Raw genomic sequence first — 22719 nt, forward strand, 5'->3', positions numbered from 1 at the left:
CGCGTCCCCCGCCCACAGCGGGAGCCCGGCACCCGGTCAGGGTCGGGCCGGATGTGGGGCCAGTGCCTCCAGGGCCCTGAGCAGGCCGGGCAGCGCGGGCCCGCGGCCGACGGGGAAGATCTCGCCCGGCTTCTCGTCCAGAAGGATCAGCGCCATGTCGTCGGTCCGGGCGACCATCGACCACCCCGGGCCGTCGACCCGGAGGGTGCGAGTGTCGGCGGAGGCGAAGACGGAGCGGATCCGGCCGGGCGGCGGCGGAGTCTCCGTATAGGCGAGGGCCTCCGCCAGGGCCCGTCGCACGCCGGGATGCCGCGGCCCGCTCGCAGCGGAACCGCTCTTCGCGTCCCTGCCCGCCTCGCTCTCCGCCTCTCCGTCCCGGGACCCCTCGGCCGCCCCCTCGCCGACCGGCCGGACGAGCTCCGCATCGTCGATCCGCTCCCGCCACAGCGTCCACCGCTGCGCGATCTCGTCCGCTCCGAGCCGCCGCTGCGCGGGGCCCCAGGAGCCCGCGTCCGGGGGAGTGAGTGGGGCGGGGCCCGCGCCGTCCGTCTCCGGGTCGTGCGGGGCGGGCACCCCGGGTGCGGCGACGGCCAGGGCGAGCGGCCAGCCGGGCAGCGCGCACACCACGGAGCGCTCATCGGGGGAGAGGTCGTACGCCATGCCGCAGTCCCACGCCGCGATGGCCACGGCCACCAGCGGGACGTCGTCGACGACCACGGTCCAGCGGGCCCCACGGCCGTCCTGCCCGAGGACGAGGCCGTACCCCTCCTCGTACGGTTCGAGGGCGAGCGCCCCGCACGCGGCCACGTAGTCGTCGCCCAGTACCCCGGGGAACCGGGCAGGAGTGAGCAGTACCGCGGTCAGCACCAGCAGCGCGTCGTCGGCGTCCGCACCGGCCACAGTGTCCTCCTCGTCCCCAACTCTCGTCGCTCGCCCGTCCGGCGCACCTTAGCTACTCGGTAACCTCGCCGTCGAGGCCCTGGCAGGCGGTGAGAATCCGGATCGGCCGGCCCCTCGACCGCCTCCGAGCCGCTCCCTCGACCGCTTCGTCCGGCCGGTTCGCCGGGGCCGGGAAGGGCCGGGGCGTGCGAGGTGCTCCCCCTAGAATCGGAGCTTCCGACGAGCGAGGGGAAGACCATGGTTCAGCGGTACGACCGGCTGAAAGAGATTCAGCGACTGGATCCGGAGCGGGACTTCCTGGAGATCTACCGTCTCACCGTCACCTACGAGTTCCCCTGGGACGTCACCCGTGCTCTCGAACTGGCCCTCTACCGCACCTATGCCGTGCCCAGCATCGGCCGACTCCTGGACCAGACAGCAGAGTTGACCGAGCGTACGCAGAAGAGGTACGACGACACCGCCCTGCTCCTGGACACCGTGGTGGAGCACGGTTTCGACACCGAGGAGGGCCGTACGGCCGTCCGCCGGATCAACCAGATGCACCGCAGCTACGACATCAGCAACGACGACATGCGCTATGTCCTGTGCACCTTCGTCGTCACTCCGAAGCGCTGGGTGGACGAGTTCGGCTGGCGCCGCCTCTCCGACCACGAGCTGCGGGCCTTCGCCGCCTACTACCGCACCCTCGGCGCCCGGATGGGGATCAAGGACCTTCCACAGAGCTACGAGGACTTCGAGCGCACCCTGGACACCTACGAACACGAGCACTTCGGCTGGGACGAAGGGGCCCGCCGGGTCTCCGACGCGACCCTGGCGCTCATGGGCTCCTGGTACCCGGCGCCGCTCGCCCCGCTGGTCCGGGGCGCCAGCCTCGCCCTCCTGGACGACTCGCTGCTGCGGGCGTTCCGATACGAGCGCCCGGGGCCCGTGGCCCGCGGGCTGACCCGGGGCGCCCTGCGCCTCCGCGCGCGGGCCGTCCGTCTCCTCCCGCCCCGGCGCAAGCCGCACTACGCGCGCCAGAACCCGGAGATCAAGGGCTACCCGGACGGCTACGAGGTCGCCGCACTCGGTACGTTCCCCACCCCGGGCGTCCGCGGCTGCCCGGTTCCCGGCCACCGGCGGCCGTCGGAGGCCCCCGCCGAGTGATCCGCGCCGGACGGGGGCGCGTGAGTTGTGGGTCGAGGGCAGGTGAGGAGAGCGGGGACACCCGGGGTCGAGGCCGAGTTCGACGGGCGGGGCGGTCTGGTCAGGTGGACCGAGGCGGCCGGTAGCGGGGGAGGAGACGGCGCCGCGCAGCCGGTCACGGTCTATGTGCACGGCCTGGGAGCGATGTCGACGGTCTACCACGCGCATGTGGCGGCCCACCCGGCCCTGTCGGGTCGCCGCTCGCTCTTCGTCGACCTCCCCGGACACGGCATCAGCGACCCTCCCGCCGACTTCGGCTACACGCTGGAGGACCTCGCCGGCGCACTCGCCGCCGCCCTGGACACGGCTGCGGTGAGCGGCGCCCGGGTCGTCGGGCACAGCATGGGCGGCGCGGTCTTTGTGGTGCTCGCCCACCGGCGCCCCGACCTCGTCTCGGGCCCGGTCCTCGCGGAGGCGGACCTCGACCCCGCCCCGCCACCCACCGCCGGCAGCAGTTCGATCGCCGCGTACACGGAGGAGGAGTTCGTCCGGGGCGGCGGCTTCGCCAGGATCCTGCGGCGGTCCGGCCCCACCTGGGCGGCGACCATGCGCCTGGCGGACCCGCTGGCCCTGCACCGTTCGGCGACCGGACTGGTGCGGGGCACCGACCCGACCGTCCGGCGGATGCTGCTGGACTCCCCGGCAGACCGCAGCTACATCCAGGGGGCTCTGAGCGGCGAACTCCCCGGTGCAGCCGAGCTGACGGCCTCGGGGGTGCGCGTGGTCCAGGCGTCCGGCGCCGGGCACAACGTCATGTTCGACCGCCCCGCCGTGCTGGCGGCCGTCGTCGGCGCCGTATGAGGCCGCGGTTTCGCTGCCTCGGACAACCGCGCGAGCATGCGTGACACGGAGCTGCCCGGTGCGGGTCCGTGGTAGGCGGTGCGTGCGTCAGGGCTGACGTACGGCGAGGGCGAGGAAGCGGTCGTCCTCGTCGACGTACGAGTCCAGCCGCCAACCGGAGCCCTCCAGCAGGGCCCGCAGCCTGGGCTCGGCCCGCAGGTCGTCCTCCGTGACGGTACGTCCGTGCCGCGCGGCCAGGGCGGCACGGCCGATCGGGTGGAACAGGGCCAGCACCCCGCCCGGCCGCACCACCCGGGCCAGCTCCGCAGCATCGGCCTCGGGGCGGGCCAGATGCGAGATCAGCCCGGCGCCGAACACCGCGTCCAGCACCCCGTCGCGCAGCGGGAGCCGCGCGACGTCGGCGCGGAGGAGCGTGCCGCTCTCCCCCCGCCCCGCCTGTGCCGCCCGCTCCAGCATCGCGGGGGTGAGATCGGCGCCGAGCACCGTCCCCCGTGGTCCGACGGCCGCGCGCAGGGCCGGAAGCGCGCGCCCGGTTCCGCAGCCCGCGTCGAGTACGGCGTCCCCCGGACGCAGCCCGAGCTGACCGGCGGCGCTGGCATAGGCCGGGCCGTCATCGGGGAACCGGCTGTCCCAGTCGGCCGCGCGCGGAGTGAAGAAGTCCAGGACATGGGTGTGGTGGTCGTCGGCCATGCGGACATGATCGCGCAGTCGACGCCGGGAGGGAACGCCGAGAAGCTGCTATCGGAAGGCGGGCTCCCTCGGGACGCGGTGCCCGCCATGGGGCACACCCGCCGCTCGTCCCGTAGCTGGACCCGTCCACCGGACGGCCCGGCCCGGCAGCCTCCGCCGGGCGACCGTTGCCGGGCGCCTGCTGCCAGGGGGGGGAGCCACCGGGGCGGACTTCAGCGAAGTCTGCCCCCCGAGGCGGGCGGATCATTTGCCCGGAAGCCCGGAAGCCCGGAAGCCCGGAAGCCCGGAAGCCCGGAAGCCCGGAAGCCCGGAAGCCCGGAAGCCCGGAAGCCCGGAAGCCCGGAAGCCCGGCGCCCGGACCGGTTGCGGTCCAGGCGTCCGGGCTTCACATCCGCGCCGCTGCTCAGACGTTGACGCCGTAGTCCGACGCGATACCGGCCAGCCCCGAGGCGTATCCCTGGCCGACGGCCCGGAACTTCCACTCCGCGCCGTGCCGGTACAGCTCGCCGAAGACCATCGCGGTCTCGGTGGAGGCGTCCTCGCTCAGGTCGTAGCGGGCCAGCTCCACGCCGTTGGCCCGGTTGACCACGCGGATGAACGCGTTGCGCACCTGGCCGAAGCTCTGGCCCCGGCTCTGCGCGTCATGGATGGAGACCGGGAACACGATCTTCGCGACCTCGGCGGGGACCGAGGCCAGGTCGACCTCGATCGACTCGTCGTCGCCCTCGCCCTCGCCCGTGAGGTTGTCACCGGTGTGGCGGACGGAGCCGTCGGGGCTGTTGAGGTTGTTGTAGAAGACGAAGTGGGAGTCGGAGAGGACCTTGCCCGCCGCAGAGCACAGCAGCGCACTGGCATCCAGGTCGTGATCGGCTCCGGTCGTGGTCCGGACGTCCCAGCCGAGGCCGACCGTCACGGCCGTCAGGCCGGGGGCCTCCTTCGACAGGGAGACGTTGCCGCCCTTCGCCAGGCTCACACCCATGAATTTCCTCCAGTGCTCTGTCTGTGTTCCGTCGGTCCGCACGTGTGTTGGATCGGATGATCCTGCGATCCACAGGGTGTCGCTGTCACTACATGCGGCCGCTATTGGTACGAACGTTCCGCGCGGCCTGCGCGGTTCCCGGATTGCGCAAGTCGTGAAATGAACGGCGGCCGGATGCCCGGCCCGCGAGGCCGGCCCGGGGTTGCGTCAACGGGCTTCGTCGTCCCTCATGGCCTTCGCCTCGCTCTTGAGGATGCGCATCGACTTTCCCAGGGCGCGAGCCGTGTCCGGCAGCTTCTTCGAACCGAAGAGCGCGACCACCACGACGGCCACGATCAACAGGTGCCAGGGCTCCAGGCCGTTGCGCAACATTCTGGTCCCGCCCTTCTCTCGATCCGCGCGACAACAGTTTCCGCTTTGCGCAACTGTACAACTGTCATGCGGGGGCCGGACGGCCGCCCCCGGCGCTCGCCTCAGCGGCCCGCGTCGGCCTGCCCCAGGCCCCGCCCGCTTTTCTCGTCGGCCGGATGCCGTCGCTCGTAACGCCTCCGGGCCGCTGTGAGCCCCACCGCGTACAGCCCCAGCACCGAGGCGAGCAACAGGTAGTAGAGCGGCGGCAGGGCGCTCATCCCCAGCAGCGGTCCCACCGGGGTCAACGGGAGCAGGACACCCACCACCGCGAGCCCGGCCGCCGCCGCCCGCAACGGCCCCCCGGCCCGCCGCTCGACTGCGCTGCGCCCTGTCCGCAGCAGGACCATCACGAGCGCCTGGGTCAGCAGGTTCTCGGTGAACCAACCGGCGTGGAACGCCGCCTCGCCGTCCCCGGCAGCGTTGTGCAGGGCGAGGGCCAGCACGCCGAAGGTGGCGAGGTCGGCGGCGGCGTTCAGCAGCCCGAACCCGGTGATGAAACGGAGGAAGTCGCGTGAGCGCAGGACTGCGGGCCGGCGCAGGGCGGACTTCGCCGGGCGGTCGAACGCGAAGGCGAGCTGCGCCGCGTCGAAGCAGAGGTTCTGCACCAGCACCTGCGCCGGGAGCATGGGCAGGAAGGGCAGCATCAGCCCGGCCGTCAGCATGGCGATGACGTTGCCCAGGTTGGAGGAGAGCGTGATGCGCAGGTAGGTGGCGATGTTCGCGCTGCTGTGCCGTCCCGCCAGTACCGCCCGGTCGATCGCGGTGAGGTCTTTCTCCGCCAGTACGACGTCCGCAGCCTCGCGCGCCACGTCGACCGCGCTGCGGGGACAGATGCCGACGTCGGCCGCGTGCAGGGCGGGCAGATCGTTGACACCGTCGCCGAGGAAGCCGGTGGTGTGCCCGGCCGCACGGAGAGCCGAGACGATCCGGGCCTTGTGCTCGGGGGTGCAGCGCGCGAACACGCTCGCTCGGTCCGCGACCCGCGCCAGCTCGGCGTCCGACAGCGTGTCCACCAGCTCGGCGGTCACCACGCCGCCGTACGCGATCGCAGCGGCCGCATCCACGCCCGACCGTGCACCGGTGTCAGGGCCGGTCCCGGTGCCCGCGCCCGTCCCTGTACGCAGGCCCAGGTCCGCGCAGGCGCGGGCGGCCGTCCCCGGGTGGTCGCCGGTCAGCACCTTGACCGTCACTCCGCGCCGGGCCAGCACGCCCAGGGCCTCGGCCGCGCTCGGCGCGGGAACGTCCCGCAGGGCGACCAGGCCCACGAAGGTCAGCCCGCGCTCGTCCGCAGGGGTGTACGCACCCGGCCGGGCGGGCCGGTCGGCGCGGGCCACGGCCAGCAGCCTCAGCCCTGATGCCGCCTTCCCGTCCGCCACGGCGAGCAGCCGCTCGCGCTCGTCCCCGTCCAGGGCGCACCGCTCCAGCACTGCCTCCACGGCCCCCTTGGTCACCAGGGTGTGGACACCGAGCCGGTCCGGCCGCCGGACCACCGCGGTCGCCACCCGCCGCACCGGATCGAAGGGCAGCGCGGCCACCCCCTCGTACGCGGCCCACACCCCCCACCCCTCGGTCTCCTCGGCGGCGTCCAGCACCGCTTCGTCGAGGGCGTCCGGCGCAGGCAGCTCCGCCAGCTGGAGGGTGCACAGCGCGCTGAGGGCCGCCCATCGCAGTACCTCGGGGTCGGGCCGGTCCGCACCGTCGACCGCCGCCGCCACGACGGGACGGTCCTCGGTCAGCGTCCCCGTCTTGTCCAGGCAGAGCACGTCGACCGCGCCCAGGTCGTGCAGGGCGGGCAGCCGCTTGACGATGACCCCGCTGGTACGGGCGAGCCGCGACGCACCCCGGGCGAGCGCCGTCGTGACGATGACCGGCAGCATCTCGGGTGTCAGCCCCACCGCCACCGCGACGGCGAAGGGCAGGGTCTCCAGCCCCCGGCCCCGCAGCGCCGCATTGGCCATCAGCACCAGGGGCGGGGTGAGCAGCATGAACCGGATCAGCGTCCAGGAGATCCCCTGCACCGACCGGTCGAAGGCGCTGGGGCCCCGCTGCCGGGCCCGGCCGTCGTGCGCGGCGGCGAACCGGGTGGCCCCTCCGGTGGCCACGATCACCGCCGTACCGCTGCCGGACGTCACACTGCTGCCCTGGAAGCACAGCTGCGGCTGGGCGAAGGGTCCGGCCCCGGCGAGGGCGGGGTCCGGCGCGTCGAGGGGGTGCTTCGCCACCGGCGCCGACTCGCCGGTCAGGGCCGACTGGTGCACCGTGAGCCCGCCCGCGCGCAGCACCTGCACATCGGCGGGCACGAGGTCCCCCGGGCCCAGCCGGATCACGTCTCCGGGCACCAGATCGGCCACCGGGACTTCCCGTTCCACGGGTGGCGCGTCCGGCGTGACCCGGCGCACCACGGTCGCCGTGGTCGCCACCAGATCCCGCAGAGCCGCCGCCGAACGGTCGGCGCGGTGTTCCTCGGCCGAGCGCAGCAGACAGCTGACCGCGACCAGGGCCAGGATCACGCAGGCCGTGCCCCAAGCGGAGACCACGGCCGAGACCAGACCGAGGCAGAGCAGTACTGAGGTGAAGGGGTCCCGGAGACTGCGGACGAAGCGCCGGGGCCAGGGAACCGGCCGCCAGGCGGGCAGCACGTTCTCACCGAACCGCGCGAGCCGCTCCTCGGCCCGCGCCTCCACCAGGCCGCGTGGTCCGCTGTCCAGCGAGCGCAGTATCTCCAGGGAGGTTTTCACCAGAGGGGCCCCGGGCCCGGCACCGGCGTGCGGACCGAGGACGCCGGTGTCCGCTCCGACGGCCGCTCCCGGCACGGACTCCGGCACGGACCCCGGTGCTGGAGGGGCGATGCCCGGGAACGGTGTCACGGAGGCCGACGCGCCGGGATCGGCCGGGCCGGGTCCCGCGGCTGCGCTGCCCTCAGGCACCGAGTTCACGCAGGCGGACGGGCTCCTGTGCCGGGTGTCCGGCGCGCTCGGCGAGCTGGCCGACCATCAGCCGGACCACCGTCACCACACCGGGATCGTCCACCAGATACACCTGTCGGCGGCCCTCGCGGCGCGAACGCACGAGACCGGCGAGCTTGAGCTTGGTCAGATGCTGGCTGACCGAGGGGAGCGTGCCGCCCACCCGCTCGGCCAGACCGGTCACATCGCTCTCGCCCTGGGCCAGGGCCCACACGATGTGCAGCCTGGCCGGTGTCGCCAGAAGTCCGAACGCGGCCGCGGCCTCCGCCAGCACCTCGGCGGGCGGATCCTGGAAACCGCCGCCGGTACCTGTCGACACCTTTGCTCTCTCCCTTGCCGCGACCGAAAGAAACCAGTGTAGAGGCCACGCCGCACCGGGACGATATGCGGCAGGAGTGGGCGGGCGGGATCCGCATCGGTCAAGAACGAACAACCGTTTCGGATCGTACGGCGGGTTGCCATGCTGTCCCGGCAGCGATGTCCGAACGGCTGAACCGAGCTTCGCCGAGGTGTGCGGCTCACTCGCGGGAGAAGTGGTCGATGTCCTCTGAGCACGGCGAGAACGCCCACGACGTACGGCATGTCCACAGCGCTCGCCGTACGTACAGCGCCTACGGGGACGGGGGCGCCACGATGGTGCTGAAGATCCTGGTGGCGGGCGGCTTCGGAGCCGGGAAGACGACCCTGGTCGGTGCGGTCAGCGACATCCGGCCCCTGCGGACCGAGGAACCGCTCAGCGAGGCCGGACGGGGGGTGGACGCCACGGAAGGGGTGGCACGGAAGACCGTCTCGACCGTGGCGATGGATTTCGGTCGTCTTACCCTCCACGCCGGTCTGTCGCTGTACCTGTTCGGCACACCCGGCCAGGACCGTTTCCGGTTCCTGTGGGACGAACTGTCCGAGGGCGCGCTGGCAGCGGTCGTCCTGGCCGACACCCGGCGGCTGGAGGGCTGCTTCGCCGCCGTCGACCACTTCGAGCGCCGACGCATACCGTTCGTCGTCGCCGTCAACCGCTTCCCCGGGGCCCGCGCCTACACGGTCCACGAGGTCTCGCACGCCCTCGACCTGGACCCGGGCACCCCCGTGGTGCTGTGCGACGCGCGCGACCCCGACTCCGGGAAGGACGTCCTGATCCGTACGGTCGACTACGCCGGACGTGTGCACACCGCCCGTCTCCTCGACTCCGTGAGCTGACCGACCGACTGGCCGGGCTGATGGGCCGACTGGCCGGGCTGAAGGAGGGCTGACCGGCGGCGCGTGGCCGCTCAGCCGGCCATGTCGGCCAGGGCGATCACCTTGTCGATCCGCACCCGTACCACCAGCTCACCGGGTACGCCGTTGCGTCGGCCGAACTCCTCGGCGGCCTGAGCCCCGACGTAGCGTTCGGCGATCCGCGTCGCCCACCGCAGCAGCTCGTCGGGGTCCTCACTCAGCTCCGCACGCCCCTGCACCACGGCGAACGCGTACGGCGGGCGGTCATCGTCGACGCAGAGGGAGACCCGTCCGTCGCGGGCCAGATTGCGGCCCTTCACGCTCTTCTTGCCGGTGTTGAAGACCAGTGAGTCGCCGCCGTCGAGCAGAAACCAGACGGGCGCGACATGCGGGCTGCCGTCGGCCCGTACGGTCGAGACCTTCGCGGTGCGGGTGCCCTCGGAGAGGAACGCCCGCCATTCCTCATCGGTCATGTGATGTGCCATGCGCTCATCCTGGCCCCACCGCCGCCGTGGCGCGAAGCGGCGCCCCGGGCGGCAGGGGGCGCTTGCCCGTACGGAAGCCGTGCGCAAGGCTTACGCGCACAGCGGGGGGAACGGGGAACGAAGGCACGGGGAGGACGCACAGATGGCGCTTGACCGGGAACTCGACTGGCTCCTTGACGATCTCACCACGCGCGTGCGGCACATACGGCACGCGCTCGTGCTGTCGAACGACGGCCTGGTGACCGGGGCCAGCACCCAACTGGCCCGGGAGGACGCCGAACACCTGGCCGCGGTCTCCTCCGGACTGCACAGCCTGGCACGCGGTTCGGGACGGCACTTCCGGGCCGGGCGGGCCCGCCAGACGATGGTCGAATTCGACGAGGCCCTGCTCTTCGTGACCGCCGCGGGCGACGGCAGCTGCCTGTCCGTGCTGACCGAGGCCGAAGCCGATGTGGGACAGGTGGCCTATGAGATGACCCTGCTGGTCAATCGGGTCGGTGAGCACCTCGGCGTAGCGGCCCGCCAGGGCGGCCCGGAGGGCATCGGATCTTCCTGACTCCCCTCCTGGCACGTCTTCGCCCCTTGGACCTGCGATTTCGTCCAGCCGGGAGGAGTTATCCACAGGTCGGACCGGAAGCGGCCTCGCGGAGCTACCGTGATTACGGAGAGTATTCGAGGTTCACGGGGAGGTCGGCCATGACGGTCAGGGGAGCGGTACGCGCCTGCGCCGAGGGCGCGCACGACACGCGGGAGAGGGACACACCTGAGGTCCGGGGCAGGGTGGCGCACGCCTCGTCAGGCACGGCGGCGGCCACGGTGGCCGCAGGTCGCGCCGCCCAGGAACTGGGGCTTCGGCGCGACGAGTTCGAGCTTGCCGTGCATCTGGGGCTGGTCGCCGTCACGGAGATGCCCGGCGGCGGACGGCCGAGGGTGCGTGAGCGGGAGATCGCGCGGCTGCGCGGAGAGCCGGGGTACCCGGACGGGTTGGTGGAGCGGGTGCGTACGGTCGGCACCGCGGAGGGCGCCGCGCTGCTCGGTATCGTCCCCGCCCGCTTCACCCGGCTGGCCCGGGCGGGCTGCTTCTCACCGGTCACGTTCTATCTGAACCGGTACCGGGCGGTGGTCTGGCTCTATCTCGCCGACGAGCTGGCCTCGTTCGCGGTGTCGGAGCCCGAACTGCTCGCCCGCCGGATGCCGCCGGAGATGCGCACGAGACTGGAGGCGGGCGGCGACCGGAGGGCGCGCAACTGGCGGGCCCAGCGCATCGAGCGACTGCTGAAGCGCACCGAGGACCCGTGGGCCCGCGCCGCGGTGGAGGCGTCCGCACTGGATCCCGCCCACCTGGCGGAGGTGGTGGACGACCCCTACGAACGCGCCCATCTCGTACAGGTCAGGCCGGAGGCGGTCTTCGGGCGGCCGGGCTCGGCGTCGGCCCGGGAGGCGATGGGAGCGTTGACGCTGGCGGACGACCCCGACGAGATCCTGTGGCGGCGGATCAGCCTGACGCTGAGTCTGGAACAGGCCCGTGACGCCAGGCCGGCCCCACGACCGGGCGACGACCCCGGGGCGTGGACACCCTCCCCGCGGCGACTCGCCCCGACATCCTTCCCGAAGGCGGCTCCGGAGCCCTGCCCGGAGCCGATCCGGAACCCAATCCCGAAGTCAGCCCCGAAGCGGGCCCCCGAACCACCTCCGGCCCCCGCCCCCGCCCTGCGGCCGACGGCTCCGCACCCGCACTCCCCGGCTGTGGAGGCACCCTCCCGTGTGCGGGCGCAGGGCAGGAAACGGCTGCTGGCCAGGCTGGGATGGCGTCGGAGGAAGGACGGATAGCCGTTCGCTGCCGGGGGAAGGGGTGGGAAGTGGTTCGCGGAAGGTCGTTCGGGCCCTGCATCATGTCCGCATGCTGATCCGAGAAGCGACCCCAGAGGACTGGCCCGCGATATGGCCGTTCTTCCACACGATCATCGCCGCGGGCGAGACTCTCACCTACCCGTCCGACCTGGGGAAGGAGGAGGCGCAGGACTGGTGGTACGTCGCCGCGCCGAGCCGCGTGGTCGTCGCGGTGGACGACGCGGGAGTCGTCCTCGGTACGGCGAAGATGAACAGGAACCACATGGGCAACGGCTCCCACGTGGCCAGTGCCACCTACCTGGTCGATCCCGCGCACTCCGGTAAGGGGGTCGGGCGCGCCCTGTGCGAGTACTCGGTCGACTGGGCCCGTGCGTCGGGCTTCCGGGCGATGCAGTTCAACGCGGTGGTCGAGACCAACACCCGTGCGGTCAAGCTGTACGAGTCCGTCGGCTTCGAGGTGATCGGCACTCTGCCCGAGGCATTCGACCACCCCACCGAGGGCTATGTCGGCCTGCACATCATGCACAAGGCCCTCTAGTCTCACCCGTCCGCCGACACCGGCCACGCGGTACCCCCGGCGGTCATCTGACGCCTCGTCATGAGGCAGTGGCGCGAAGGGGCTGCCCGCCCTGTGCGAAGTGCCGGAGGTATGACAGGCGTTCGTCCCAGGGCTGTCGCGCGGGGTGCGTGTGCCCTTCTGGGGCGATGGCAGTACTGTGCGCCCCTTCGCCATCCGGGCGGATGGGAACTGGACGACGTATCCATGACCACGCCGACCGCGACCGGGCCCAGTCCTGTCCGCGACCGCGACCGGGCCCAGTCCTGTCCCGACCGAGCCGACCCCGTCGGAGCCCACTCCGGCCCAGTCGACACCGTCCAAGACCCCGGGCACAGGGGCGCCCGAGCCCAGCGCCACCCCGAGCGGTGAGCCCTCGGAGTCCGCCCCGAACTCCAGCTCGCCGGACCTGGCCGAGACCGGTTCGTCGTCCGCCGCCCCGGTCATCGGTGGCGCCGCTCTCGCGGTGCAGCACGGCTGACGAGGGGGTGGCGGCACGCCCCTCATCGCTGTCAAGCGGGCGGGGCCTGCTCCGCGGTGGCCGACGCGGGCGCGGTGGCCGGCGGGGGAGCGGGACCGATCTCGCACCACACGGCCTTGCCCTCGCCCCGGGGTTCGATGCCCCACCGGGTGGCGACCGCGTCCAGCAGGAGCAGCCCCCGCCCCGACGTCGAGGTCTCGCCCGGCGTACGCCGTCGGGGCCAGGCGCTGGAGCGGTCCTGCACCGAGAGCCGGATCCGCCGCACCGGCTCGGGCAGCACCTCCAGGCTCAGAACCGCCCCGCCCTCGGTGTGCAGGAGCACGTTCACCAGCAGTTCACCGGTGACCAGTTCGGCGTCGTCCGCGAACTCGGCCATGTCCCAGTCGGCGAAGGCCTGACGCACGATCGCCCGGGCCTCCGACAGCCCCTCCGGGTCCGCCTGATGGATGTACTGGTGCAGCCTGGGCGCGTGCGAGGATCCCACATCGGGGCTGCGCCGCAACACCAGGAGCGCCACGTCGTCCCCTGAACCCCACCGCTCCCAGAGCCGGTCCGAGAGGTGGTCGGCGAGCGCCTCGGCCCCCGCGGGCCCGGCGCTCACCTCGTTCCGCAGGGCCTGCACCCCGGTGTCCAGGTCGGCGCCCGGCTCCTCCACCAGACCGTCCGTGTACAGCACGAACGTCTCGCCGGGCACCAGATCGAGCCGGGTCTCCGGGTACTCCTCGTCCTGGAACTCCGTGGAGATACCCAGCGGCAGACCCCCGCGCACCTGCGGGGTGCCGACCCGCCCGTCGGTATGCCGGATCAGCGGCCCGAGGTGGCCGGCCCGCACCACCCGCGCCGCCCCCGTCGCCAGATCGACCTGTGCATAGGTGCAGGTCGCGAAGCGGTCGGTGTCCAGCTCGGAGAGGAAGCGCGAGGCCCGCGCCAGCACGGTCGCCGGAGGGTGCCCCTCGGCGGCGTACGCGCGCAGGGCGATGCGCAACTGGCCCATGATCGCCGCCGCGTGGGTGTCGTGCCCCTGGACGTCCCCGACGACCAGCCCGTAACGGTTCTTGGGCAGCGCGATCACGTCGTACCAGTCTCCGCCGACCTGTCGTCCGCTCCACGCGGCGTGGTAGCGCACCGCGATCTCGCCGCCCTCGATGTCCTGTATCCGGGGCGGGAGCATCGCGGACTGGAGCTGTGTGGCGAACTCCCGTTCCTCGTCGAAGAGCATCGCCCGCTGGAGCGACTGCGCCACGATGGCCGCGAGGCCCAGGCACAGGATCCGTTCGTCGGCGCTGAAGACCGTGCGTTCCCGGTAGAAGAGGGCCAGCCCGCCGAGCGACCGGGCCTGTGCGACCAGGGGCAGATAGGCCGCGGCCCGGAACCTGAGCCTCCCCAGATGCGGCTCCAGTACCGGATAGCGGCGGGCCAGCGCCGCCAGCGAGGTGATGAACCGGGGCCGCCCGCTGCGGATCGCGTCGGCCAGCGGAAGATTGCGCTCCAGATCCCCGGAGCCGAGGCCGTCGAGCGCCTCCAGCGACTCTCCGCTCAGCGCCACGATGTTCAGCGAGGAGTTCTCCACCAGTCCCAGGGCCAGCCCGTCCGCCCCCAGCCGCGCCAGCCCGCCGGGGCCGGTGAGCGCGGCCGTCACATCGTCCACCGTCACCGCGCGTGACATCGCGCTGGTGGTGCGCTCCACGATGCTGGTCTGGCGCTGCCGGCGCTTTTCCAGATCGAGGACGAAGGCCGAATGGGTGACTTCGGCCGTCGCGTCGCGGACCACCCCGACGATCCGGTGGGCCTTGCCGTCCTTCGACCGCAGGATGCGGGCCTGGACGTGGGTCCACTGGGTCGTCCCGTCCTCCAACGGGACCCGGAAGTGGACGTTGTACGAATTGCTGCCACCCGTGATGGCCTCGTCGATCGTGACGTCCAGCCGGGCCCGCTCCGCCGGTTCCAGCCGCTCCACCAGCGCTCCGGGACGCGAGTCGTACGTCTCGGGGTCCATGCCCAGCACGGCGAGACCCGCCTCGTCGATGTCCAGGGTCCGGGCGTCGAGGTCCCAGTCGAAGCTGCCCGTCCGGTTCATGGCGAGGCGTTCCGTCGGCCCGATCTCACCGTTGCCCCTCCGGTCGATCCGGCGGAGCGGAGCGGCTTCGGTGTTCTGCCGCCGTTCGTGGTCGGTCATGCATGCTCCGGAGGTCGTCCGGCGGGGTGCGCGGCGACGCGCCCCGTAGGCCTCAATTGTCGAGCCGCTCGGACCGGAGTGCCACAGCGGCGCACCACCGAAGTTCCTGCCCGGAGCAGGTGCCGGACCCCCGTCCGGTCCACGACGACCCCTGTCCGCTTCACGACGGAACCCTGCTGGGCCCACGACGGGCCCGGGTCCCGCCTCCGAGCGGCCCGTGCGCGCGCCCGTGGGCCGCCCCCCTGCCCGGCAGGCGCCCGGGCCGTCGCAGAATGGCGGTAAGGACTGGTCGGCGGCGAGCGGCGGTCCGGCCAGGTCTCCACCGTGCCCAGAGAGCGGAGCGCACACATGATCGACGACCGTCCCGTCCTGCTGGAGACCCGGGGACGCTCCCTGCGCATCACCCTCAACCGCCCCCGGGCCATCAACGCCCTCACCCACACCATGGTGCGGCTCGTTGACGAGGCGCTCACGGCCGCCGAGCAGGACGAGGCGGTCACCTCGGTCGTCCTGACCGGGGCGGGAGAGCGCGGCCTGTGTGCGGGCGGCGACATCCGGGCCCTCCACGACGACACCCGCGCCGGAGGCCGGGCCTCGCTGGACTTCTGGCGCGACGAGTACCGCCTCAACGCCCGCATCGCCCGGTTCCCCAAGCCGTACGTCGCGCTGATGGACGGCATCGTGATGGGCGGGGGAGTCGGGGTCTCGGCCCACGGCTCGCTCCGGATCCTCACGGAGCGTTCCCGGGTGGCCATGCCGGAGACCGGCATCGGGTTCGTGCCCGACGTCGGCGGCACCCACCTGCTGGCCGCCGCCCCCGGCGAGCTGGGGACCCATCTGGCGCTCACCGGACGCTCGGTCGGAGCGGCCGACGCCCTGATGTGCGGCCTCGCCGATCACTACGTACCGGCCCGGCGCCTGCCGGAACTCACGGAGGCCGTGGCCGCGTCGGCGACCGCCGAGGAGGTGGCGCGGGCGGTCCGGGGGTTCGCCGAGGAGCCATCCGCCGGAGAGCTGGCCGCGCAGCGCGACTGGATCGACGCCTGCTACGCCGCGGACAGCGTGGAGGAGATCGTCCGACGGCTCCGGGACAGGGCCACCGCGGCGACGGAGGAGGTGGTCGCGGAACTCGGGGAAAGGTCACCCCTGGCGCTCAAGGTCACCCTGGCAGCCGTACGCCGGGCGGCCCGGCTCGGAAGCCTGGAGGCCGCCCTCGACCAGGAGTTCCGCGTCTCCGCCCGGATCCGTGAGGAGCCGGACTTCGTCGAGGGCGTCCGTGCCCGCATCATCGACAAGGACGGCAGCCCGCAGTGGAAGCCGACCACCCTCTCCGAGGTGGACGACAGCACGGTCGCCCGCTTCTTCGCCCCCCTCGGACCGGACGATCCGGAGCTGGGCCCCGCTTCCGGTGCCACTGCCACGGTCACCGGGACCGCCTGAGACCGTACCCGGGACGGAGGCGCTGCTATCGGTCGCCGCCCGCCAGGCTCGGCTGCAATGCCCGCACCAGAGCGAACAGCCTGTCCTCGTTCCCCGTCAGCCCCGCTCCTCGCAGGGCCCGGTCGGCCTCCTGCATCGGCGAGGTGAGCAGCGGCAGGTACAGGGGTGCGTCCTCGGGGTCCGAGAGCGCGGCCCGGGTGGCCTCCAGCAGGCGGACGTACGCCTGCGCCGCGGCGAGTTCGTCTTGGTCCATCTCGGCGTCTCCTGATCAGAGGTGTCGGACCGTCAAGCATCTCCCATGGGTCTGACAACGCCCCTCGAGCCCGCTATCGCGCCCCGGGAACTCCCGCCGGTGGCTCAACCTCCAGATACCGCCGTCTGCGCGGCCCCCGGTAGAGCAGCACGGTCCAGCCGAGCCGTCGCAGCACCTCGGCGCACCGGGCCAGCGCCTCTTCCTCCTGGTGTGCGGCGCCGCTGCCCGGCGGCCCGGCCCAGTCGACCCGTGCCGACCGGGGCGTTTCGCCCGTACGCACCCGGTACCCGGCGCAGACCCGGTGCCCCGACGCGTCGACGGCGGACGGCGTGGCCCCAGAACTCTCCAGGGCCAACGCCACGGCCCGTACCGGGCGGTGCAGCTCCCACGGTGCCGGCGAGGCCTCCGCATCGGGCCGTTCACCGCCGCCACCCGTCAGACGGCGGATCTGCAGCAGCCCCTCGAAGGCGGTCCGTACCGAAGCGGCACGTGCCTCGCGACTCCCGTCGAGCGGCGGCCCGTCCCCGGTGGCGGGCTCGAACCCGGCGGCCTCCGCACTGCCCATGCTTCTCCCTGTCCCTACGTCCCCAGCGTTCGGAACCGGCCCACGTACCCCACGTGTGCACCGGGGGTCCGACACTCCCGAGGGCACAACGGACCAGGTGCTCGGAGGGGTTCAGGCGGCTCCCCGGAAGTCCCTCTCCACGGCGGCCCTGAGGCGCTCGAGCGTGGTCCTGATGTTGCCGCGCTGGAACTGGGCGAACGTCTTCCCGCCCGTCGCGACCCGATCGAAGGCGCCCGCCAGGAGGTTGGGCCAGGAGCGCCGGTCGTCGGTCCACGTCTCGGTCACACGGGTCCCACCGGCGACGGCTTCGAAGCGGTACTCCCAGGTGGCGATGGGGCCGGGGAGGCGAGGGCGCCGGAGGCCGATCGCGTGGACCCGGAAGGCGAAGCGCTCGCCCGGATCGGCCGCCGTCACGGTGCAGCGGGTCGTCCAGCCCATGGCACCGCGCCTGTTGCGGCCCTCGAAGACCATGCCGACGTACGCGCCGCGCCGCTCTCCCCGGACGGTCGCCCCCCGGTTCTCGGGGCTCCAACGACCCATCGAGGTGGGGTCGCTGAGACGTTCGTACACGTACGCCGGTGGGGCGTCGACGACGATGCTGTCCGCCACGGACATGGTGCGGGGCATGGCACGTCTCCTTCTCCACGGCTGTCGTGAAAGACCCTCCGGGGCCGGACGGACCGTGGCGCCGACATCCCGGGGCCACACCTTACCCATGAGTAGGTAAGTTAAGTGTGGTGGGCGGGCGGTGATCCGTCGCACCGCCTCCGGCCTCCGGCGTCCCGCGTCCGGGCCCTCCGGCGCGTGCCGGCCGCCCCTCCCCGCAAGCGCCCCCGGCGCGTATCAGGCGCGCCACTCCGCCGTGCGTTCCGGCGACGCCTCCGCCAGGGCCTTCGCGACGGCGTCGGCATCGCCCTGGTGGCCGTAGACGGGCGTCCCGGGCTGCTGGCGCCACGACTCGTCCAGGCCACCCGCGTCGACGGTGTCGAAGCCGAGCTCGTCGATCAGGTCGCGGACGGCCTGCTTGGCCACCGGGTCGTCCCCGGCCACCGGCAGCGCCTGCCGACCGGGGCTGCCCGCCGGGCGGCCCCGGTCCAGGATGTCCTGTGCGTAGGTCCCGTTGAACGCCTTGATGACCGGGTGGCCGAGCTGCTGCTCGGTCCACCGGCTCTCCGGCAACCCGTCCTCGATGGCGGCGATCCGGCCGTCCCGCTGCTGCGGGTAGTAGTTGCCGGTGTCGATGACCGCGACACCCTCGGCCGCCCCGTCGAGGAGCCCCGGAGGCAGGTCGGGCACGGCCTTCAGCGGGACGGTCACGACGACGACACGTGCGCCCCGTGCCGCCTCGGAGACGGCCACCGGAGTAGCTCCGGTCTCCTCGGCGAGGGCGGTGAGGGTCTCGGGGCCGCGGGAATTGGCTACCGAGACGTCATGCCCGAGTGCCGTCAGCCGCCTGGTGAGATTTCCGCCGATGTTGCCCGCGCCGACAATGCCGATCTTCATGGATCCGACCTTCCGATACGTGCTGAGTGGGGAGCAGTGGTTCTGCCGCTCCATCAACTCCGCTGCCTGACGAGCTATTCCCGGCCGACGCGGCCGGGTGACGTCAGGTCCACGCGTGTGAAGGGAGCTGTGGGCCATTTGAGTGCCCTTGCCGGGCGCTCGCAGGGGACGGGGAAGGATGTCCCACCGGACCGATCGCCACGGGTCCATCCTGGTCGCCGAGTCCATACGGGCCGTTGACCGAAGGAGCGTCGCAGTGACGACGAGGGGCATCTCGCAACCGGTGGATACCGATGCCGCAGAGGGGGACGAACTGCCGGTACGGCGGAAGGAGCCGGGCAACGTCGTCGTCAAGTGGATGACCAGTACGGACCACAAGACGATCGGCACGCTCTACCTGGTCACCTCCTTCGCCTTCTTCTGCGCGGGCGGGCTGCTGGCCCTGGTGATGCGCGCCGAACTGGCGCGGCCCGGAACCCAGTTGATTTCGAACGAACAATTCAATCAAGCGTTCACGATGCACGGCACGATCATGCTGCTGATGTTCGCGACGCCGCTGTTCGCCGGGTTCGCCAACTGGATCATGCCGCTGCAGATCGGGGCGCCCGATGTGGCGTTCCCGCGGCTGAACATGTTCGCGTACTGGCTGTACCTCTTCGGCTCGCTCATCGTGGTCGCCGGGTTCCTCACGCCGCAGGGCGCCGCCGACTTCGGCTGGTTCGCCTACGCGCCGCTGAACGACGCGGTCCGCTCGCCGGGCATCGGCGCCGACATGTGGATCATGGGTCTGGCCTTCTCGGGCTTCGGCACGATCCTCGGCTCGGTCAACTTCATCACCACGATCATCTGCATGCGCGCACCCGGCATGACGATGTTCCGCATGCCGATCTTCACCTGGAACGTCCTGCTGACCGGTGTCCTGGTCCTGCTGGCCTTCCCGGTCCTGGCCGCCGCCCTGCTCGCTCTGGAGGCGGACCGGAAGTTCGGAGCTCACATCTTCGACCCGGCCAACGGCGGCACGCTTCTGTGGCAGCACCTCTTCTGGTTCTTCGGACACCCAGAGGTGTACATCATCGCCCTGCCGTTCTTCGGCATCGTCACCGAGATCTTCCCGGTCTTCAGCCGCAAACCGGTCTTCGGCTATATCGGCCTGGTCGCCGCGACCATCGCCATCGCCGGACTCTCGGCGATGGTATGGGCACACCACATGTTCGTCACGGGAGCGGTGCTGCTGCCGTTCTTCTCCTTCATGACGTTCCTCATCGCGGTGCCGACGGGGGTGAAGTTCTTCAACTGGATCGGCACGATGTGGAAGGGGTCGATCTCCCTCGAAACCCCGATGCTCTGGTCGATCGGATTCCTGGTGACCTTCCTCTTCGGCGGTCTGACCGGAATCATTCTCGCCTCCCCTCCGATGGACTTCCACGTCTCGGACTCGTACTTCGTCGTCGCGCACTTCCATTACGTGGTGTTCGGAACCGTGGTCTTCGCGATGTTCGCCGGATTCCACTTCTGGTGGCCGAAGTTCACCGGCAAGATGCTGGACGAGCGGCTCGGGAAGGTCACATTCTGGACCCTTTTCGTCGGCTTCCACGGCACCTTCCTGGTGCAGCACTGGCTCGGTGCCGAAGGAATGCCCCGCCGTTACGCCGACTATCTGGCGGCCGACGGTTTCACCGCGCTGAACACCGTCTCCACTATTGCCTCGTTCATCCTCGGCCTGTCCCTCCTGCCGTTCTTCTACAACGTCTGGAAGACCGCGAAGTACGGCGAGAAGATCCGGGAGGACGATCCGTGGGGTTATGGCCGTTCGCTGGAGTGGGCGACCTCCTGCCCGCCCCCGCGCCACAACTTCGTGACCCTGCCCCGGATCCGCTCCGAATCCCCGGCCTTCGACCTGCACCACCCGGCGCTGCGGGAGATCGACGAGGCCGCCAACCGGCCCGACGCCTCCGCCACCGTGGCACCGGGGGACCGGCAGGAGTGAGCGCGGCCCGCCGCGACCCGGAGAGCCCGACGCGAGGAGGACGTGTGAACCCCGACAAGGACAGCACCCGCGGCCTGGCCCAGCTGGAGGGGTACCTGCTGTGGAACGCCGAGGTCGAGAGGGCGCGGGCGCAGGCGCGGCGCTTCACCGACCAGCTCCCCTGGCTCACCACAGCCCAGCGCGATGACGTGGAGCGCGTCTACCTCACCGAACGGGTCGCCGTCTCCCGCGACTCGCTCGCCCGCGTCCGTGACCGGGCGGTCGAACTGCGCGGGGAGTACACGGCACGCTACGAGCGGCTCCGGGCCCGCTGTGTGGCTCTCACGGCCGTGGTGATGGGCGCGGTCACCGCTGTCGTCACCTCGATGACCCTGCTGCTGCGCTGAACCGGCCGGGGGCCCGGTGCCGCCCCCTGGAGTCGCACCGGACCCCGGCCGGCTCGGGCGGCCCGCCCGAGCCCCGGGCCTTGAGCCGGTCGCGCCTGGGCAGCGCGCCCGGCCGGGTGCCCCTCAGCGGGTCCCGAACTTCTGCGTCCACACCGGTCCGCCGCCGGAGTCCTGCTTCCCTATGCCCATCTCCTTGAAGGCGCAGTTCAGGATGTTCGCGCGGTGTCCCGGGCTGTTCATCCACGCCTGCATCACCTCGGCCGGCGTCCGCTGGCCCTTGGCGATGTTCTCGCCGTAGGTGCTCCACCGGTAGCCGGCCGCGGTGATCCGGTCGCCCGGGTCGGTGCCGTCTGGGGAGGTGTGGGAGAAGTAGTCCCGGGACGTCATGTCGGCGGAGTGCCGCTGCGCCGCCGTGTCCAGCAAGTCGTTGGAGGTGACCGGGCCGCACCCTTCCTTCGCCCGCTCCTCGTTGACGATCTGGAGGAGCTCGCCGCCCACCGGCGCCGGAGGCGCGGGTACGGGCGGCGGGGACTGCGGGCCCGGGGCGGCCGAGCTGGGGACCGGGGGCCGGGCGCTCTTCGTCGGCGAGGGCTCGGGCTCGGGCTTGCGCGCAGGGCTCGGCGGCGCCGAGGCGTCGGCCGAAGGGGAGGGCGAGGCGGAGGAGGCCGAGGGGGAGGGGGGCGCGGTCGTCGAGGCGGGGGTGGACGCGGCGGTTTCGGGGGGAAGCGTCGCGCTGCTGCTCGGCACCCCGGCGCTCAGCGTCGTCGCGTCCCGGTCCTCGTCGTCGGTGTACAGGTGCACGGCCGCGCCACCGGTCCCCAGCGCGGCGACGGCGACCACGGCGGCGAAGGCCGAATTGCGTCGCCGCCGCCGCGCCTGGCCGCGCCTGCGCTCCGCCCGCCCCGCCCCGACCGCCGGGGCCACGCCCAGGTGGGCGGCCGTCGGCAGCAGCTCCGGGGCCACCGCACCTCCCACGGCTCCGGCCACCGGGACCAGCGCCAGACCCACCAGCAGGCCCTCCGCCGGCACCAGCCCCGAGCCATGGCCCGAGCACACCGTGCACTCGCGGGCGTGCCTGGCCAGCCGCTTGCGCCACAGGGCGGACGGGACCCCGTCCCAGCCGGTGAGCATGTCCTCCAGCAGCACACACGGCGGGTCGGCCGCCAGCGCGCCGACCACGACCCGGGCCGCCTCCAGCTGCGCCTTCATCCGCTGTACCCGTACGGCGGTGTGCTGCGGCGTCAGCTCCAGGGCGGCCGCGACCTCGGCCCGCGAGAGCTGCCCCGCCGTCTCCAGCCACCACAGCGACAGCAGCGCACGGTCGTCCTCCTCCAGCCACCGGGTCGCCTCGGCCACCTGGCGCCGCTGCCCGGTCAGCCCGAGCCGCAGGATGGTCAGCTCGACGAAGTCGGCACGCGGGTCCGCCAGGTCGAACGTGTCGTCCAGCCGGTCGGCGGAGACCGACCCCGCCCGGCCCTCGCGCCAGTGCCGCCGTATCTCGTTCATGGCTATCGCCACCAGCCAGGAACGGAACCGCCCCGGATCACGCAGCTCGGGCAGACTGCGCAGCATCCGCAGCACGGCTTCCTGCACCACGTCGTCCACGTCCGCGTGCCCGTTCAACGCCCGGCCGACGACGTTGTAGAGCAGTGGCAGATACGACGCTACGAGCTGGTCCTTGGCCTCCTGGTCGCCGTTCCGCGCCGCCGCGATCAAGGCCGTCCCGTGATCCTTGCCCATGCTGTGTTCACTCTTCCGGGGTCCGGTGCTGTCACTTCCCACACTCGGGAGATGCGGGGCGGGCCGGACGATAACAAGAATCCGATGAGCATCCCGGAAATCCGCGTTCCCTCCGCGCCGCGGACACACCCCGGTCCGTGCCACGGGACGCG

At 72.3% G+C, this 22719-nt stretch carries 22 protein-coding genes and 1 pseudogene; 10 read left to right on the forward strand and 13 right to left on the reverse strand.

What is annotated here, in order from left to right; genetic code table 11:
• Positions 1–36: 36 nt before the first annotated feature.
• Positions 37–900, reverse strand: coding sequence for a hypothetical protein (locus tag AC0682_RS09490; RefSeq protein WP_478531952.1), 864 nt, complete (start codon positions 898–900; stop codon positions 37–39).
• A gap of 237 nt (positions 901–1137) precedes the next feature.
• On the opposite strand from AC0682_RS09490, the gene AC0682_RS09495 reads away from it, so the two are divergent.
• The gene (locus AC0682_RS09495) at positions 1138–2046 is read left to right on the forward strand and encodes an oxygenase MpaB family protein (RefSeq protein ID WP_478531953.1); all 909 of its coding nucleotides are present in this window, start codon (positions 1138–1140) and stop codon (positions 2044–2046) included.
• 42 nt (positions 2047–2088) lie between these two features.
• Positions 2089–2886 (forward strand): alpha/beta fold hydrolase, encoded by a 798-nt coding sequence (locus tag AC0682_RS09500; protein WP_478531954.1) that lies wholly within the window; start codon positions 2089–2091, stop codon positions 2884–2886.
• Positions 2887–2973: 87 nt separating this feature from the next.
• Here the strand turns inward: AC0682_RS09500 and AC0682_RS09505 are convergent, their stop codons facing one another.
• The 5 genes from AC0682_RS09505 to AC0682_RS09525 form a co-directional block, all read right to left on the reverse strand.
• A complete protein-coding gene (locus AC0682_RS09505; protein WP_478531956.1) occupies positions 2974–3576 on the reverse strand; it encodes a class I SAM-dependent methyltransferase in 603 nt (200 codons plus the stop codon).
• A 403-nt stretch (positions 3577–3979) separates the two neighbouring features.
• Entirely contained in the window at positions 3980–4555 is a 576-nt protein-coding gene (locus AC0682_RS09510; protein ID WP_018487736.1) for a TerD family protein, read from the reverse strand.
• 207 nt (positions 4556–4762) lie between these two features.
• A complete protein-coding gene (gene tatA / locus AC0682_RS09515; RefSeq protein ID WP_478531957.1) occupies positions 4763–4927 on the reverse strand; it encodes a Sec-independent protein translocase subunit TatA in 165 nt (54 codons plus the stop codon).
• 101 nt (positions 4928–5028) lie between these two features.
• A complete protein-coding gene (locus AC0682_RS09520; protein WP_478531958.1) occupies positions 5029–7902 on the reverse strand; it encodes an HAD-IC family P-type ATPase in 2874 nt (957 codons plus the stop codon).
• Positions 7886–8251, reverse strand: coding sequence for an ArsR/SmtB family transcription factor (locus AC0682_RS09525; protein ID WP_018487739.1), 366 nt, complete (start codon positions 8249–8251; stop codon positions 7886–7888). Before AC0682_RS09525 ends, AC0682_RS09520 begins: the two co-directional genes overlap by 17 nt.
• Before the next feature lie 314 nt (positions 8252–8565).
• Here AC0682_RS09525 and AC0682_RS09530 point away from each other — a divergent pair, with 314 nt between their 5' ends.
• On the forward strand, positions 8566–9126 hold the full coding sequence (locus tag AC0682_RS09530) for a GTP-binding protein (protein ID WP_478532061.1): 561 nt from the start codon (positions 8566–8568) through the stop codon (positions 9124–9126).
• Between the two features lie 71 nt (positions 9127–9197).
• On the opposite strand, the gene AC0682_RS09535 is transcribed toward AC0682_RS09530, so the two are convergent.
• Positions 9198–9629: a PPOX class F420-dependent oxidoreductase gene (locus AC0682_RS09535; protein ID WP_478531959.1), complete on the reverse strand. Its 432-nt coding sequence runs from the start codon at positions 9627–9629 to the stop codon at positions 9198–9200.
• A 142-nt stretch (positions 9630–9771) separates the two neighbouring features.
• Here AC0682_RS09535 and AC0682_RS09540 point away from each other — a divergent pair, with 142 nt between their 5' ends.
• The 4 genes and pseudogenes from AC0682_RS09540 to AC0682_RS09555 form a co-directional block, all read left to right on the forward strand.
• The gene (locus tag AC0682_RS09540; RefSeq protein WP_478531960.1) at positions 9772–10185 is read left to right on the forward strand and encodes a roadblock/LC7 domain-containing protein; all 414 of its coding nucleotides are present in this window, start codon (positions 9772–9774) and stop codon (positions 10183–10185) included.
• 140 nt (positions 10186–10325) lie between these two features.
• Positions 10326–11459 (forward strand): DUF6397 family protein, encoded by a 1134-nt coding sequence (locus AC0682_RS09545; RefSeq protein WP_478531962.1) that lies wholly within the window; start codon positions 10326–10328, stop codon positions 11457–11459.
• A gap of 70 nt (positions 11460–11529) precedes the next feature.
• A complete protein-coding gene (locus AC0682_RS09550) occupies positions 11530–12018 on the forward strand; it encodes an N-acetyltransferase family protein (protein ID WP_478531963.1) in 489 nt (162 codons plus the stop codon).
• Between the two features lie 241 nt (positions 12019–12259).
• Positions 12260–12517 (forward strand): annotated as a pseudogene (locus tag AC0682_RS09555) (LAETG motif-containing sortase-dependent surface protein); the annotation flags it as partial.
• Positions 12518–12548: 31 nt separating this feature from the next.
• Here AC0682_RS09555 and AC0682_RS09560 read toward each other — a convergent pair.
• On the reverse strand, positions 12549–14693 hold the full coding sequence (locus tag AC0682_RS09560) for a SpoIIE family protein phosphatase (RefSeq protein WP_478531965.1): 2145 nt from the start codon (positions 14691–14693) through the stop codon (positions 12549–12551).
• A 348-nt stretch (positions 14694–15041) separates the two neighbouring features.
• Between AC0682_RS09560 and AC0682_RS09565 the strand changes: the two genes are divergently transcribed.
• Positions 15042–16133, forward strand: a complete 1092-nt coding sequence (locus tag AC0682_RS09565; RefSeq protein ID WP_478531966.1) for an enoyl-CoA hydratase/isomerase family protein — start codon at positions 15042–15044, stop codon at positions 16131–16133.
• Between the two features lie 25 nt (positions 16134–16158).
• Here the strand turns inward: AC0682_RS09565 and AC0682_RS09570 are convergent, their stop codons facing one another.
• The 4 genes from AC0682_RS09570 to AC0682_RS09585 all read right to left on the reverse strand — a co-directional run bounded on the left by AC0682_RS09570 (position 16159) and on the right by AC0682_RS09585 (position 18508).
• Positions 16159–16386: a hypothetical protein gene (locus AC0682_RS09570; RefSeq protein WP_478531967.1), complete on the reverse strand. Its 228-nt coding sequence runs from the start codon at positions 16384–16386 to the stop codon at positions 16159–16161.
• A 73-nt stretch (positions 16387–16459) separates the two neighbouring features.
• Entirely contained in the window at positions 16460–16951 is a 492-nt protein-coding gene (locus AC0682_RS09575; protein WP_478531968.1) for a hypothetical protein, read from the reverse strand.
• 111 nt (positions 16952–17062) lie between these two features.
• Positions 17063–17578, reverse strand: a complete 516-nt coding sequence (locus tag AC0682_RS09580) for an SRPBCC family protein (protein WP_478531969.1) — start codon at positions 17576–17578, stop codon at positions 17063–17065.
• A gap of 216 nt (positions 17579–17794) precedes the next feature.
• On the reverse strand, positions 17795–18508 hold the full coding sequence (locus AC0682_RS09585) for an NADPH-dependent F420 reductase (RefSeq protein ID WP_478531970.1): 714 nt from the start codon (positions 18506–18508) through the stop codon (positions 17795–17797).
• Between the two features lie 202 nt (positions 18509–18710).
• On the opposite strand from AC0682_RS09585, the gene ctaD reads away from it, so the two are divergent.
• Both ctaD and AC0682_RS09595 read left to right on the forward strand, forming a co-directional pair.
• Positions 18711–20441 (forward strand): aa3-type cytochrome oxidase subunit I, encoded by a 1731-nt coding sequence (gene ctaD, locus AC0682_RS09590; protein WP_478531971.1) that lies wholly within the window; start codon positions 18711–18713, stop codon positions 20439–20441.
• Positions 20442–20485: 44 nt separating this feature from the next.
• On the forward strand, positions 20486–20827 hold the full coding sequence (locus AC0682_RS09595; protein WP_478531972.1) for a hypothetical protein: 342 nt from the start codon (positions 20486–20488) through the stop codon (positions 20825–20827).
• 123 nt (positions 20828–20950) lie between these two features.
• Here the strand turns inward: AC0682_RS09595 and AC0682_RS09600 are convergent, their stop codons facing one another.
• Entirely contained in the window at positions 20951–22567 is a 1617-nt protein-coding gene (locus tag AC0682_RS09600; RefSeq protein WP_478531973.1) for a sigma-70 family RNA polymerase sigma factor, read from the reverse strand.
• Between the last annotated feature and the right edge of the window lie 152 nt (positions 22568–22719).

The organism is Streptomyces sp. NPDC043746 (assembly GCF_056436485.1).

What these genes read in the sequence shown, in the direction of transcription:
- AC0682_RS09495 (WP_478531953.1), top strand. Translation starts at nt 1,138, where the DNA reads ATGGTTCAGCGGTACGACCGGCTGAAAGAGATTCAGCGACTGGATCCG.
- AC0682_RS09505 (WP_478531956.1), bottom strand. Translation starts at nt 3,576, where the DNA reads ATGGCCGACGACCACCACACCCATGTCCTGGACTTCTTCACTCCGCGC.
- AC0682_RS09510 (WP_018487736.1), bottom strand. Translation starts at nt 4,555, where the DNA reads ATGGGTGTGAGCCTGGCGAAGGGCGGCAACGTCTCCCTGTCGAAGGAG.
- tatA (WP_478531957.1), bottom strand. Translation starts at nt 4,927, where the DNA reads ATGTTGCGCAACGGCCTGGAGCCCTGGCACCTGTTGATCGTGGCCGTC.
- AC0682_RS09530 (WP_478532061.1), top strand. Translation starts at nt 8,566, where the DNA reads ATGGTGCTGAAGATCCTGGTGGCGGGCGGCTTCGGAGCCGGGAAGACG.
- AC0682_RS09535 (WP_478531959.1), bottom strand. Translation starts at nt 9,629, where the DNA reads ATGGCACATCACATGACCGATGAGGAATGGCGGGCGTTCCTCTCCGAG.
- AC0682_RS09540 (WP_478531960.1), top strand. Translation starts at nt 9,772, where the DNA reads ATGGCGCTTGACCGGGAACTCGACTGGCTCCTTGACGATCTCACCACG.
- AC0682_RS09545 (WP_478531962.1), top strand. Translation starts at nt 10,326, where the DNA reads ATGACGGTCAGGGGAGCGGTACGCGCCTGCGCCGAGGGCGCGCACGAC.
- AC0682_RS09550 (WP_478531963.1), top strand. Translation starts at nt 11,530, where the DNA reads ATGCTGATCCGAGAAGCGACCCCAGAGGACTGGCCCGCGATATGGCCG.
- AC0682_RS09560 (WP_478531965.1), bottom strand. Translation starts at nt 14,693, where the DNA reads ATGACCGACCACGAACGGCGGCAGAACACCGAAGCCGCTCCGCTCCGC.
- AC0682_RS09565 (WP_478531966.1), top strand. Translation starts at nt 15,042, where the DNA reads ATGATCGACGACCGTCCCGTCCTGCTGGAGACCCGGGGACGCTCCCTG.
- AC0682_RS09570 (WP_478531967.1), bottom strand. Translation starts at nt 16,386, where the DNA reads ATGGACCAAGACGAACTCGCCGCGGCGCAGGCGTACGTCCGCCTGCTG.
- AC0682_RS09575 (WP_478531968.1), bottom strand. Translation starts at nt 16,951, where the DNA reads ATGGGCAGTGCGGAGGCCGCCGGGTTCGAGCCCGCCACCGGGGACGGG.
- AC0682_RS09580 (WP_478531969.1), bottom strand. Translation starts at nt 17,578, where the DNA reads ATGCCCCGCACCATGTCCGTGGCGGACAGCATCGTCGTCGACGCCCCA.
- AC0682_RS09585 (WP_478531970.1), bottom strand. Translation starts at nt 18,508, where the DNA reads ATGGAGCGGCAGAACCACTGCTCCCCACTCAGCACGTATCGGAAGGTC.
- AC0682_RS09600 (WP_478531973.1), bottom strand. Translation starts at nt 22,567, where the DNA reads ATGGGCAAGGATCACGGGACGGCCTTGATCGCGGCGGCGCGGAACGGC.